This is a genomic window from Alphaproteobacteria bacterium (assembly GCA_037200005.1).
Taxonomy (GTDB): domain Bacteria; phylum Pseudomonadota; class Alphaproteobacteria; order UBA9219; family RFNS01; genus JBBCGY01.
Genome location: JBBCGY010000002.1, coordinates 70953 through 84416, shown reverse-complemented (window position 1 = coordinate 84416; position 13464 = coordinate 70953). Strand labels below are relative to the sequence as shown.

The window sequence follows — 13464 nt, the reverse complement described above, 5'->3', positions numbered from 1 at the left end:
ATATGATTTTTCCCATCGCCACTCTCGTCGATCTCTGCCGCCGCTACGCCTGGGCGGTCGCGCTGCTGTTCGTTCTGCTGACCGGTTTCTGCGGCTGGTACGCGACGGCGCATTTCCGCATGAATACCGACGTGAATACGCTGCTTTCCGAAAACCTCGAGTGGCGGCAACAGGAAAAGGAAATCGAGAAATCCTTTCCGGCGCGCAATGATCTGCTGGTCGTCGTGATCGACGGGCAGGACGCGGCGCAGACTGAAATCGCCGCCGCGACGCTGGCCGCGCGCATGAGCGAGCGCAAGGACCTGTTCAAGACCGTGCGCCGTCCGGACGTCCTGCCCTTCTTCAGGCAGAACGGCCTGCTGTATCTGGATCAAGCGAAGCTGGCCGATACCATCGACAGCCTGATGCGGGCGCAGCCGATGCTGGGCGCGCTGGCGGCGGATCAAAGCCTGCGCGGGCTGTTCCGCGCGCTCAACATGATGCTGATGGGCTTCAAGCAAGGCGCCGCCAAGCCGGAGCAGTTCGTCCCGGTACTGGAAAAAATCGCCGCCTCCGCCGCGTCCGTCAAAAACGGACAGCCCGTCAAGCTGGACTGGCAAAGCTTTCTAAGCGGTGGCGCTGCGCCCGATCCGCATGGTCTGCGCCGCTTTATCATGGCGCAGCCCGTTCTCGACTACGCGGCTTTGTCGCCCGGCGCAGCAGCGACCAGCGCGGTGCGGATGATGGCCAAAGAATCCGGATTCGACCGGCAACCGGGACTGCAAGTGCGGCTCACCGGTTCGGTGGCACTCAATGACGAAGAATTTTCCAGCATCGCCGACGGCATGGGAATAGCCGCCCTCGGATCGCTGATACTGGTCGGCACGCTGCTGATCTTGGCGCTGAAATCGCTGCGCATCGTCGTGCCGATCCTGCTGACGCTCGGCGCGGGACTGGTGGCGACGACGGCGTTCGGGATCGCAGCCATCGGCTCGCTCAATTTGATTTCGGTCGCCTTCGCCGTGATGTTCATCGGCATCGCAGTAGATTTCGGCATTCAGTTCGGCGTCCGGTTCCGCGACCAGCATTTCCATCATCCTGAATTGTCCGAAGCCCTTTCCGCCACCGCGCGGGTGATCGCCCTGCCGTTGGCGCTTGCCGCCGCCAGCACCGCTGCCGGATTTCTGGCTTTTACCCCGACCGATTACGCGGGCGTGGCCGAACTCGGCCTGATCGCGGGCGCGGGCATGATTATCGCGCTGCTATGCAATATCACGCTGCTGCCCGCGCTGATCGCGATCTTCAAGCCGCCTGCGGAGCAGGAATCCGTCGGCTTCCGCTGGGCCGCGCCTTTGAACGGTTTCCTGCAGCGCCACAGGATCGCGGTCATCGTGGCCGCTTCCGGTATCGCGGTCGCCTGCATCGGCGTCACGACGCAATTGCGGTTCGATTTCGACCCGCTGAATCTGAAAGACCCCAAGACCGAATCGGTCGCTACGCTGTTCGATCTTGCCAAGAACCTCGAAAGCACCCCTTACACCGCGCAAATCCTGGCTCCAGAGCAGGCACAGGCCGAAGAAATCGCCGCCCGGCTGCGTGCTTTGCCCGAAGTGGCGCGCGTAATGACCGCGAACAGTTTCGTTCCGGAAGACCAGGAACCGAAACTGCAAATGCTGCGGGACACGCAGATGATTCTCACGGCAACGCTGACCCCGATCGATTTCGCGCCGCCGCCGCGCGCGGACGATCTGGTGCAGGCGACGGCGCAATTCGCGGGCATGCTGGGCAGCGTCCGGGAGCAGCTTCCCGTGGCCGGGGAACTCGCCGACATCCTGCAGCCGATGCAAAATGACGCGAACCAACTGTTCGCCCTTCAGGACGCCCTGCTGTCCGGATTAAGCCCGCAGCTCGTCATGATTCGCGATTTGCTCGCCGCGCAAGCCGTGACGAGTGCGAATCTCCCCCCGGAACTGCTCGAAGACTGGGTCGCGCCGGACGGAAAAACCCGAATTGAAATCTATCCGAAGGACAATCCGCGCGATCCTGAAAATCTGTTGCGTTTTAATCACGCGATCAAAACTGTGTTCCCCGGCGCGGGCGGCACGACGATTTCGATAGCCGAATCGGGCAATACCGTCGTGCATGCTTTCGTCAGCGCCGCCCTCACTGCCATGGCCGTCATCGCCGGATTATTGCTCGTCAGCCTGCGCCGGATTTTCGACGCGCTGGCGGTATTGATGCCGCTCGTGCTCGCCGCGCTCCTTACGCTGGCGACCAGCGTTTTAGCGCATATTCCGATTAATTTCGCCAATATCATCGGGCTGCCGCTGCTGCTCGGCCTGGGCGTCTCCTTCGCGATTTATTTCGTCACGTACTGGCGCGCCGGAGGCGATGATTTCCTGCAATCGAGCATGGCGCGGGCGGTCGTTTTCAGCGCCTCGACCACGCTGGTGGCCTTCGGCTCCCTGGCGCTATCGGCCCATAAAGGGACCGCAAGTATGGGAATAATTTTAACAATTGCCCTGCTCTACGCTTTATTCTGCACATGTTTCTTATTGCCTGCGCTGTTAAGACGGGTTAAACCAAATATCGTGTAATATCCCTTCTGCTTTTCGATTTTTTTCGCGACGGCACACATGCGCTCCATGAATCTCCTTCGGGTTACCGTTCTCGTCCTATGCCTCGGCTTCGGCATAACCGGTTGCGCCAGCGATCCGGCGAAAAGCGACAGCCGCGACGAATTCGTATCCGATGCAAGCCATGATCCGTTTGAGCCGGTCAACCGCGTCGTATTCGACGTCAATGATTTCTTCGACCGCCTGCTGTTCCGCCCGCTGGCCGAGATGTACCGCTTCTTCGTTCCCGAATTCGTCCGTGACCGGGTCGGCGGCATTATCGACAATATGGGCGAGCCGGTCGTGTTCGCCAACAGCCTGATGCAGGGCCGCGCGACGGACGCTGGAATCACCTTGGGCCGCCTGGTCGTCAATTCCACGGCCGGAGTCGGCGGCATGTGGGACATCGCGGGCAAGGAAATCGGCTGGAAATCGACTTCCGCCGATTTCGGCCAGACGCTTCATACCTGGGGCGTGGGACAGGGACCGTATCTCGTTCTGCCGCTCTTCGGCCCCTCGACCGTGCGCGACGGCATCGGCATGGGCGTGGACATGGCCATGACGCCCTGGGGTTACATCGCGGGCATCGGCCCGGCATCGACGTCGAACGCCTATGATTACGTCAGCACCGGCGTCGGCGCCCTCGTCAAGCGCGAGCGCCATATCGACGATATCGACGAGCTGAAAAAAGGCTCGATCGACTTCTACGCCCAGATGCGCAGCGTCTATCTGCAATACCGGAACAAGCGGCTTGGCGTGATTTCGACGCTGCCGACTTCCGCGGCGTATGAAGAGTAATAGTCGTCAAAGCCGTCATTCCCGGCAGATCTATCGTCCATGGCGACGGCCGCATTCTTCCAGCATATCCGCCGCCGCGTGCCAGACATTCTTGATCCAGGGCGATGCCGTCCGGAAACGCTTATAGATATCGTCCTTTGCCGCCGCCATCAGGCGTAATTCGCGCGCAATGACCGCCGGACCGTCAACCGTTTCCCGCAGAGCCTCGGCCAGCAATTGGTTCCTGTCTTTGTTTTTCCGGTCGTCCGCCACGGTTTACCCCCTGAAACAAAACGATCACCAGGGAAGATTCCCTGGTGATCGGGGTGTTTGAAACCGCACTAGAACGGCGCAGCGTATTCGCTCGCGCTATTATATTCCGCCGCCACCCCGACCGGATGGTCGAGAGGCACATCGGATTTACGAGCTGATGCACAAGTAGCTCGCTAGTGAGGGTTTCAAAGCCCCCGAACGGGTTTGCCGTTCTAAAACAGCTTTCGCCGTCCTGCATGGAATGTAATCAATGGCCGCGAGGATGGCAATTACTCAATCAGCCCCGCAAACCGCGCTATCGCGGATAATTCGGCCTTAACGGCCTCCTGCCGCGCGCGGGTTTCATCGTCGCCGCCCCATTTTTCCGCCTGATAATCGGCATCGAGTTCGGCGGCGGCAAAAATATCCTCCACGCCGCGCCAATGCTGCGTGAGCGCGAAGCCCAGGATAAGCGAGCCGGTCGCGCTGGCCGCATTCTGCAAAGCCGTCAGGCGGAAATCGTCGAGAGCTTCGATAGCTTGCCGTAATGCGCCCACGGCAGACGTATCCTGCGGCACATGGCCGATGCCGGTCGCGGTCTTGAGGGAAGCGCCGAATTGAACGGCCGCCCAATCGAGATAGGGCTGCCAGATTTCATGCTGCCGTTCGACGAGCGCGGGCGGCTCCACGGCGCGATAACACAGCATGTCGGTTTCCGCATAGGCGGCGACTTGATCGATGATCACGGGTCTTTGCGCCGCCGTGATATCCAGGCTGGTGGCGGCGAATTGCGTCATGGGCATGGATCGCGGGACGATCTTTCCGGCAACCGCGTTCCATTCCCCGGCAATCGCCTGCGCCAATGTCTCGGTTGGACACAAATAATCATGCCCGATAGGCGTTTTCAGCACCTTGCCGTCCAGTGCGATGCCGTACCCTTCCGGCAGCGGGATGACGGAAGCTATTTTCCAGAAACGGCGCACGTTACCGCCCGAACAATCCCTTCAGCGGCGACTTGTCGCCGCCGAGGAGCTTGCCGATCTTTTCGTCCACGCCCTTGGCGTGCTCTTTGACATACTCGCGGCCCTTCTCGATCGCCGGAGAGGCGACGCCGGTCTGCGCGCCGGCCGCCGGATAAGTCGGATTATTCAGCGCCTCGACGCACGGATTGCCGCCCGCGCTCGCTTTCACGATGGGTACGCGGACATCGTTCCCCGCGACGCCCGGAATATTCGCGCCCAGGAACGTGCCCGCGAGATTGGCGGCGGCGGAAGCGGTATCAAGCCTGAAAACCGGCGCGGCAAGCGTCCCGCCGACATGCAGCGGCGACATCAGCTGCGCCACCGAAGCGTCCTTCGGCACCGGCTTGAAGAAAAAATTCAGGCTTTCCTGGCGCAGATCGGCGGAGCCGGTTCCGGCCACGGTGGCGACATTGCTTTCGAGCAGAATGCCGTTGCTGGTCACGACGCCATTCTGCGCCGTGAACCGTGCCGCCGCGCAAGCGAGCTTGGCGTTGGCGAGCGCGCCGGTCTGCGGCGAGAGCATCATGAGCAAATCGCCCGCTCCCTGCTTCATCTTTCCGGCCTGAGCGGCCTCGCCGACCTCCAGATTGATCTTGCCGTCCAGACCGGCCGCCAGCGCACGCGGGCTGTCGCCCCGGCTGGTCACATCGATATCCAGATCGGTTTTGCCGAGCGGGATGAAATCCATGTTCATCTTGTGCTGGATATCCGCAAGATCGAGCTGCTTGCCATTCATGGTCAGCGCCAGCGCCGCCGGACTTTGCCCCGCGTCGAGAACCACGCGCCCTTTGATTTCATTCCCGCCAAAGCCTGCCGTGAGCGGATCGAGCTGTAGCCGGCCTTCGCGCAAACTCACATGGGTCTGAACGGGACTTAGCGTAATTTTGTCGGTCTCGATCGCGATGATGTTGACACGCACATCCGCATTGGCCGATTTAAGCGCCGACAGATCGAAAGGCGCGGCGCTGAACAAGCGGCCGTCGCCGGGAGAACCGGGCGCGGGCTGGCCTATGCCTGCCGCGCTGCCACCACCTGGGGCGGGCGGCTTGATCTTGTCGATATTCACGTCGCCGGTGATGCGCGGCTTGCTGCCCGTCATATCGATATTCAATTTGCCGGTCACGTTGCTGCCCATCGCGCTCGCCAGCTTGAAACTGGCCAAGTCGATAACCTTCCCCTTCTTTTCCGCCATGCCGGAACCGGAAAGATCATTGCCCGCGAAGCTCGCTTCGGCGGTAAATGGCCAGTTCTTGCCCGCCATGAAATCCTGCCATTGCCCGGCTTCAAGCTTCACGTCGAACGGCAGCGTATTGAAGTTACCGTTCAATTTAAGATCGGTCTTGCCCGCGGCCTGCAGGCTCAGCTTATCGATAAGAACGTCGCCTTTGCCCTTCATCCCGGCGCGAACATTGTTCAGCTTGACTTCACGCACGTTCAATTCGATAGGCGCGCCCTGGGCGGCCGCCTTCTGCTCGGCGGCCTCTTTCTTTTGCGGAGAGGCTACGTCGAATTCCCAGTTGCCTTTGTTCGCGCTATTGGTTTCGAGCAGGATATCGGCGTCATTGAGGACGATCTTTTGCACATCCAGCTGTTTATGCAGCAGCGGCATCAGGGCCACCGCCAGTTCGAGCTTGCCGACTTTCGCCATCATGTCGCGGCTTGCCCATGACGGATTGGCGATGGCGGCGTCGTTGATCTCGAGCGTCAGGCCGCCCAGAATCCCGAAGCTCATTTTGCCGTTAAGGCTTACCTTGCGTCCCATGTTATCGGACAGAATCTGCGCGATCTGGCCGCGGTAGTCGTCGGGATTGACGGTCGCCACCACCACGCCGATACCGATGACTGGCACGGCGATAAGAACGCCGATGATAGCCAGTATGAGCTTGAGTTTACTTTTCTTTGCGCTTGGGGGGGCCATGATCGTCTCCGTCGAACGGGTCTGGATAATCGCCGGTAAAGTTGAACCAGCGGAAAGATTTTTTCATCACGGGCGGCACGGGCGCGATCGCGTCGATCATGCCGCCGCGCGGATGCGGCATCATGAGGCGGCGGGCATGCAAATGCAATCCGTCGTATAATTCGCCCTCGGGCAGGTTCATCGCCGCCGAGCCGTCCGTGCGCTCCGCCGGGAGATAAACCGGATCGCCGAGGATCGGCGTGCCTATGGCCTGCATATGCACGCGAAGCTGATGCGTCCGTCCGGTCAGCGGCCAGAGCGCCACCAGCGCCGCCTGCTTGCCTGCATGATCGATAATCGCATAAAGAGTCGCTGCGTCTTTTGCTTCCGCATCGCCATCCTCGGCGGAAATCATTTTCTCGCCCTGCTTTTTAAGCGCGAGGTCGATCCGCCCCTTGATCGGGCGCGGCGTTCCGATGGTAACGGCCCAGTATATCTTCCTGGTATCGCGCGCGCGAAAAGACGCCGCCAGCTTCGCCGCGGCAAAGGCGGTTTTCCCCAGCACCAGGATGCCGCTGGTATCGCGGTCGAGCCGATGCACCAGCTTCGGACGATTGCCGTCCTTGTCCCGCCAGGCATCGAGCATCGCGTCCAGATGGCGCTTCTGGCCGGTTCCGCCCTGCACCGCGAGGCCGGGCGGCTTATTGAGGATCAAAACGTCGGCATCCTCGAACAGCACCCATTGTTTTAACTGCTTCAGCGTCGAGGCGTCGGTGCGGGCGGCGGAGGCGGCTTTGTCCTCTCCCCCGGCCAGCATGGGAGGCACGCGGATTTTCTGCCCGGGCGCAAGCCTGGCATTGGCCTTGGCGCGCTTGCCGTCCACCCGCACCTGGCCGGTACGGAGCAGCTTTTCCACCTGCCCGTGCGTCGCATGGGGATAATGCCGCTTAAACCAGCGGTCGAGCCGGATTTCGGCTTCATCGGGGGTGATTTCTATTTGTTCGGCCATATTGTCCTACACGGTTCATGCGTTTATAGTCTTTTTCCGATGAAAATTGCCAGACCGGTTATGACAGCAGTCCATTCCCCCTTCTCCCGCCCGCATTTGCTCGGCATCGAGGATTTGACCGTCGCGGAGATCGAGGACCTTTTGTCCCACGCCGACGAGTTCCAGGACGTCAAGACCGTGCCGCATCATGCGGGAAAGACCGTCGTTAATCTTTTCTTCGAGAACTCGACCCGGACGCGCATCTCGTTCGAGCTGGCGGCCAAGCGGCTGGGCGCGGAAGTCGTGAATTTCGACGCCGCGACCTCCTCCGCCAAAAAGGGCGAGACGCTGGAGGATACGGCGCGGACGATCAACGCCATGGGCGTGGAAGCCATCGTCATCCGCCATAGCGAGGCCGGAGCCGCCGGGAAAATCGCCGGTCTGGTCGATTGCGCGGTGATCAATGGCGGCGACGGCACCAACGAGCATCCGACCCAGGCGCTTCTCGACGCCTACACGATCCGCGAATGCAAAGGCAGAATCGAAGGCCTGACGATTGCCATTTGCGGCGACATTCTGCATAGCCGCGTGGCGCATTCCAATATCTCCCTGTTCAGGAAATTCGGCGTGAAGATACGCCTGATCGCGCCGCCCAATCTTCTGCCGTCCAATGCCGAAGCCCTGGGCGCGGAACTATTCACCGACTATGCCGCCGGAGTGGCGGATGCCGACGTCATCATGACGCAGCGCATTCAGCTGGAACGGATGAGGGAGAGCGACAAACCGGATATCGAAAAATATCAGCAAGCCTACAGGCTCGATCGTGCAAAATTAGTGCTCGCCAAGCCCGACGTGATCGTGATGAATCCCGGCCCCATAACGCGCAACCTCGAACTCACCGACGATATCGCCGACGACCCCAAACACAGCGTCATCCTGCAACAGGTCCGGAACGGCGTCGCCATGCGCATGGCCGTGCTGGACAGGATCATGGACGCGGAGTTGTTGGGGTAAGAGGATTCTCTAGACTGGCGCGGGCCGATTGCCGTGTCCCCGGTTTCGCCAGATCAAATACGGCACCATGAGCGCCGTGCATACAGCCGCTTTGATGGCGGTCTCTTTCATATCGACTTGTCCATGCGCCGCTTGCTGATAAATTGCCGTGCCGACGCCGAAGCCGACAAGATATGCCGCAGTTTCCTTGAAAAGTTTTAGCATGGAGCACCTCATCCTCTGGATTTCACTATAACCGATAAATATACTTTCAGTAACTGATATGGGCGATCGTTAACCAACCCCCTTGCATCCCCCATGATTTTATGGGCTATTTCCTGTCATCATGATCGCCACGCCTCCTCCCTCCGCCGATTTTTCCAGCCCGTTCATGGCGATCTTCGCCCTGATGGTCAGCTATGGCCTCGGCTATCTGCTCGGCAGCATCCCGTTCGGCCTGCTGCTGACCAAATTCGCGGGCGCGGGCGATATCCGCCAGATCGGCTCCGGCAATATCGGCGCGACCAACGTGCTGCGTACCGGAAAAAAAGGACTTGCCGCGCTCACGCTCGCGCTCGACGCGATCAAGGGGGCCGTGGCCGTCATGATCGGCCTGCATTTCTCCCCTGCCCTCGGCCTGATCGCAGGCGCTGCCGCGATGCTCGGCCACAGCTATCCCATCTGGCTGAACTATAAGGGAGGCAAGGGCGTCGCGACTGCGTTCGGCATCACTTGCGGCATTTATTGGCCTCTCGGCCTCGCCGCCGGATTCACCTGGGTGGTCGTGCTGGTGATGGTACGGCTGTCGTCGGTCGCGGCCTTGGCGGCGGTCACGCTGGCGCCCTTCTATGCCTATATTCTCGACCGCCGGGATTTGGTGCTGTTTTTCATCGGCATCGGCATCTTCATCTGGTGGCGGCACCGCAAGAATATCCGGCAGTTGATCTCCGGAGAAGAACCGCAGATCAGTTTCGGCAAATCCGGCGAAGCCGCGATCATGGCGGCAACGACGGTCGCGGCGGCGATGGCGTCCGAGAATGCCGTTCCCGCCCCCGCCGAAACGGTCGAAGTCATCGAGGAACAAACCGCCCACCAAACGCAGGAAAAAAAGGATGCGGACCATGATCCAGCCGCGTCCGTTTAGCCATGCCGAACGCCGGGACTGGCTAATGCTGGCGCGGGCGGAAAATGTCGGCCCGATCAGTTTCAAGCATCTCATGAAGCGTTACGGCTCTGCGTCCGAGGCTCTCGAAGCCCTGCCGGAGATCGCGGCGCGCGGCGGCAGAAAAAGCTTCAAGCCGCCGAGCCTTGATAACGCCGAGCGCGAAATCGCGCTCCATGAGGATTTCGGCGCGAAGCTGATCGCGTCATGCGAGCCGGACTATCCCACTTATCTGGCCGCCATCGAAGACGCGCCGCCGATTATCTCGGTGCGCGGCAATATCGCGGCGCTTCACAAAAAATGCCTGGGGATCGTCGGCGCGCGCAACGCGTCGCTCAACGGGCGCAAGCTGGCCGAGATCATCGCCCGCGATCTGGGCAAGGCGGGCTACATCGTGGTATCCGGCCTCGCGCGCGGCATCGATACCGCCGCGCATAAGGGCAGCGTCGAGACCGGCGCCGTCGCCGTGCTGGCGGGAGGCGTCGACAATATCTACCCTCCGGAAAATGCCGGGCTCTATGAACAGATAAGCGAAAACGGCTGCATCGTCGCGGAAATGCCTTTCGGCAGCGAACCCCGCGCGCAGCATTTTCCGCGCCGCAACCGCATCATCTCCGGCCTCAGCCTGGGCGTCGCCGTCATCGAGGCCGCCCTGCAATCCGGCTCGCTGATTACGGCGCGCATGGCGCTCGAACAAGGCCGCGAAGTGTTCGCCGTGCCCGGCTCGCCGCTCGATCCGCGCGCGGGCGGAACCAACCGGCTGTTGAAGCAGGGCGCGACGCTCATCCAGAATGCCGAAGAAATCATCGAGGCATTGCCGATGGGCTTCGCCTTCGCCGATTCTGCGAAAAATGACAATTTTACCCCTCTACCGGCAACCGATACTATAAAGCAAACCGATAATATTCGCCTACAAATCATTGATAATATTAGCACTTCTCCAACAGAGGTTGACGAACTCATTCGGGAGTGTCATGTCTCAGCCCCTCTGGTCCTGACCGTCCTGCTCGAATTGGAGCTGGCCGGAAAGATTCAGCGCATGGCGGGCAACCGAGTCTGCCTTGCGGGTTAAAGGCCATATTACTTCATAAGGAATAGTCTCATTGGCTTCCAAGCTGGTCATAGTCGAATCGCCCGCCAAGGCGAAAACGATCAACAAATATCTGGGTGATGACTATAAGGTCATCGCGTCCTACGGCCACATCCGCGATCTGGTGCAAAAAGACGGCTCAGTGAAGCCCGACGAGGATTTCGCGATGAGCTGGGAGCTTGGCGAGCGCGCCCAGCGCGCCGTCAGCGAGATCGTCTCATCGGCGAAGAATGCCAGCGCGGTCTATCTCGCAAGCGATCCCGACCGCGAGGGCGAGGCTATCGCCTGGCATGTCAGCGAAGTGCTGCGCCAAAAAGGCACGGACAAGAAAACGCCGATCCATCGCGTGACGTTCAACGAAATCACCAAGACCGCCGTGCGCGAGGCGCTCGCCAATCCGCGCGAGCTGGATCAGGAATTGATCGACGCCTATATGGCGCGCCGCGCGCTCGACTATCTGGTCGGCTACACGCTGTCGCCGGTCTTGTGGCGCAAGCTGCCCGGCTCGAAATCGGCGGGGCGGGTGCAATCGGTGGCGCTGCGCCTGATCTGCGAGCGCGAATCCGAAATCGAAAGCTTCGTCGCGCAGGAATACTGGACCGTCGAAGCCGGTTTCCTGACCGCCGCGAACGCCGCCTTTACCGCCAAGCTGACGCATCTGCAGGGCAAGAAACTCGACAAATTCGCGCTGAAATCCGAGCCGGAAGCCACCGCCGCCGTCGCTTTCCTGAACCAGCTTTCCTGGCGCGTCGGCAAAGTCGAAAAGAAGCAAATCCGCCGCAATCCCTACCCGCCTTTCACGACCTCGACCTTGCAGCAGGAAGCCTCGCGCCAGCTCGGCCTTGGCGCCAGCCGCACCATGCGCATGGCGCAAGACTTGTACGAAGGCATCGAACTCGGCGGCGAAACCGTCGGCCTCATCACCTATATGCGTACCGACGGCGTCACCTTGTCGAAAGAAGCCATCGACAGCGCGCGCAACCTGATCGGCAAGGAATGGGGCGATCAATATGTGCCCGCCGAACCGCGCGTCTATAAGGCCGCCGCGAAAAACGCCCAGGAAGCGCATGAAGCGATCCGCCCGACCGATATGACTCGCCGGCCGGAACAGGTCGCCCGCTATCTGGATGCCGAAAAGCTTAGGCTTTATACGCTGATTTGGCAGCGCACCGTCGCCTCGCAGATGGCCAGCGCCGTGCTGGATCAAGTCAGCGCCGACATCGTCGGCGACAATGACAAGGCGGTATTCCGCGCCGTCGGTACGACGGTGGTGTTCGACGGCTATCAGCGCGTCTATCAGGAAGCGCGCGAAGACGACGCGCCGCCCTCCAGCGACGAGGCCGACGCGCCGCGAGGCACGCGCCTGCCCCCACTGAAAGAATCCGAAGGCGTCAGCAAAACCGCCCTCAAGCCGGAGCAGCATTTCACGCAGCCTCCTCCCAGATATGGCGAAGCCAGCCTGGTCAAAAAACTGGAAGAACTCGGCATCGGCCGTCCCTCGACCTATGCCAGCATCATGCAGGTCTTGCAGGATCGCAGCTACGTCAAGATCGACAAGAAGCGTTTCGTGCCGGAAGACCGGGGACGCATCGTCACCGCCTTTCTGGAAAACTTTTTCGGTAATTACGTCGAATATGATTTCACCGCCGACCTCGAGTCCAAGCTCGACGATATTTCCGGCGGGCGGATCAAATGGAAACAGGTGCTGCGCGATTTCTGGCGGGATTTCTCCGCCGCCGTGGACGGCACCAAAGACCTGAAGATCACCGACGTCATCAACGCGCTCGACGCCGCGCTCGGCCCGCATTTCTTCCCGCCGCGCGCGGACGGCGTCGATCCCTGCACCGCCTGCGGCACCGGACGCCTGGGGCTGAAGCTCGGCAAGTTCGGCGCGTTCATCGGCTGCTCGAACTATCCGGAATGCCGCAATACCCGCCCGCTGGTTGTCGCCGATGGCAATACGGATGTCCCCGCCATGGAAGGCCCGCGCGAACTGGGCAACGATCCCGCCACGGCGCTGCCGGTCAGTGTCCGCATCGGCCCCTATGGCGCGTATGTGCAGCTCGGCCCCGCGCCCGGCGCGGAAGCCGCGCCCAAGCCGAAGCGCCGGAAAAAAGGCGAAAAGGCCGAGAAGCCGTCGGGGCCGAAACGCGTTTCGCTGCTCAAGAATATGGACCCGAATTTGCTCGATTTCGATACGGCGCTGAAGCTGCTGTCGCTGCCGCGCGATGTCGGCCCGCATCCGGAAACCGGCGGCATGATCGTCGCCGGAACCGGCCGCTTCGGCCCCTATCTGAAATATGAGGGGCGCTATAAGTCGCTGGCTCCCGACGATGATCTGCTTTCCATCGGCCTCAATCGCGCCGTGGTGCTGCTGGCCGAGCCGTCCAAGGGCCGCGGCGGCGCGGCGCGGACTCCCGCGAAGGAAATCGGCGAACATCCGTCCGGCGGCAGGATCACCCAGCATGCTGGCCGCTTCGGCCCCTATATCAAGCACGGCAAGCTGATGGCCACGATCACGCGAGCTTATGATCCCGATAATCTGACGCTGGATCAGGCCGTCGAAATCCTGGAAGCCAAAGCCGCCAAGGGCGGCAAGCCGAAACCGGCGAAGGCGGAGAAAGAAGAGAAAGAAAAGAAACCCAAGGCGGCGAAGAGTAAGAAGAAATAAAAGCCGTCATTCCCGACG

11 protein-coding genes are annotated in these 13464 nt (G+C 61.0%); 6 read left to right on the top strand and 5 right to left on the bottom strand.

All coding sequences use genetic code 11. The features are described 5' to 3' along the window. Positions 1–2 precede the first annotated feature (2 nt). Both WDO70_10005 and WDO70_10000 read left to right on the top strand, forming a co-directional pair. Positions 3–2576, top strand: coding sequence for an MMPL family transporter (locus WDO70_10005; GenBank protein ID MEJ0063503.1), 2574 nt, complete (start codon positions 3–5; stop codon positions 2574–2576). 48 nt (positions 2577–2624) lie between these two features. Next, positions 2625–3392 (top strand): VacJ family lipoprotein, encoded by a 768-nt coding sequence (locus WDO70_10000; GenBank protein MEJ0063502.1) that lies wholly within the window; start codon positions 2625–2627, stop codon positions 3390–3392. A gap of 30 nt (positions 3393–3422) precedes the next feature. On the opposite strand, the gene WDO70_09995 is transcribed toward WDO70_10000, so the two are convergent. The 4 genes from WDO70_09995 to WDO70_09980 all read right to left on the bottom strand — a co-directional run bounded on the left by WDO70_09995 (position 3423) and on the right by WDO70_09980 (position 7551). Beyond that, positions 3423–3644 carry a hypothetical protein gene (locus tag WDO70_09995; protein MEJ0063501.1) on the bottom strand — a complete coding sequence of 74 codons (222 nt, stop codon included), beginning with the start codon at positions 3642–3644 and terminating at the stop codon, positions 3423–3425. Positions 3645–3913: 269 nt separating this feature from the next. After that, complete coding sequence (locus WDO70_09990) at positions 3914–4606, bottom strand: ATP12 family protein (GenBank protein ID MEJ0063500.1); 693 nt, start codon at positions 4604–4606, stop codon at positions 3914–3916. A 1-nt stretch (position 4607) separates the two neighbouring features. Then, positions 4608–6563: an AsmA family protein gene (locus WDO70_09985; GenBank protein ID MEJ0063499.1), complete on the bottom strand. Its 1956-nt coding sequence runs from the start codon at positions 6561–6563 to the stop codon at positions 4608–4610. After that, a complete protein-coding gene (locus WDO70_09980; GenBank protein MEJ0063498.1) occupies positions 6535–7551 on the bottom strand; it encodes an RluA family pseudouridine synthase in 1017 nt (338 codons plus the stop codon). Before WDO70_09980 ends, WDO70_09985 begins: the two co-directional genes overlap by 29 nt. A 60-nt stretch (positions 7552–7611) precedes the next feature. Here WDO70_09980 and WDO70_09975 point away from each other — a divergent pair, with 60 nt between their 5' ends. Then, positions 7612–8544: an aspartate carbamoyltransferase catalytic subunit gene (locus WDO70_09975; protein ID MEJ0063497.1), complete on the top strand. Its 933-nt coding sequence runs from the start codon at positions 7612–7614 to the stop codon at positions 8542–8544. Between the two features lie 9 nt (positions 8545–8553). On the opposite strand, the gene WDO70_09970 is transcribed toward WDO70_09975, so the two are convergent. Next, positions 8554–8748 carry a hypothetical protein gene (locus WDO70_09970; GenBank protein ID MEJ0063496.1) on the bottom strand — a complete coding sequence of 65 codons (195 nt, stop codon included), beginning with the start codon at positions 8746–8748 and terminating at the stop codon, positions 8554–8556. Between the two features lie 121 nt (positions 8749–8869). Here WDO70_09970 and plsY point away from each other — a divergent pair, with 121 nt between their 5' ends. The 3 genes from plsY to topA are packed head-to-tail and all read left to right on the top strand — an operon-like array spanning position 8870 to position 13446. After that, positions 8870–9667 (top strand): glycerol-3-phosphate 1-O-acyltransferase PlsY, encoded by a 798-nt coding sequence (plsY, locus tag WDO70_09965; protein MEJ0063495.1) that lies wholly within the window; start codon positions 8870–8872, stop codon positions 9665–9667. Further along, positions 9636–10757 carry a DNA-processing protein DprA gene (gene dprA, locus WDO70_09960; GenBank protein ID MEJ0063494.1) on the top strand — a complete coding sequence of 374 codons (1122 nt, stop codon included), beginning with the start codon at positions 9636–9638 and terminating at the stop codon, positions 10755–10757. Before plsY ends, dprA begins: the two co-directional genes overlap by 32 nt. 31 nt (positions 10758–10788) lie before the next feature. Next, positions 10789–13446: a type I DNA topoisomerase gene (topA, locus tag WDO70_09955; GenBank protein MEJ0063493.1), complete on the top strand. Its 2658-nt coding sequence runs from the start codon at positions 10789–10791 to the stop codon at positions 13444–13446. Positions 13447–13464: the final 18 nt, after the last annotated feature.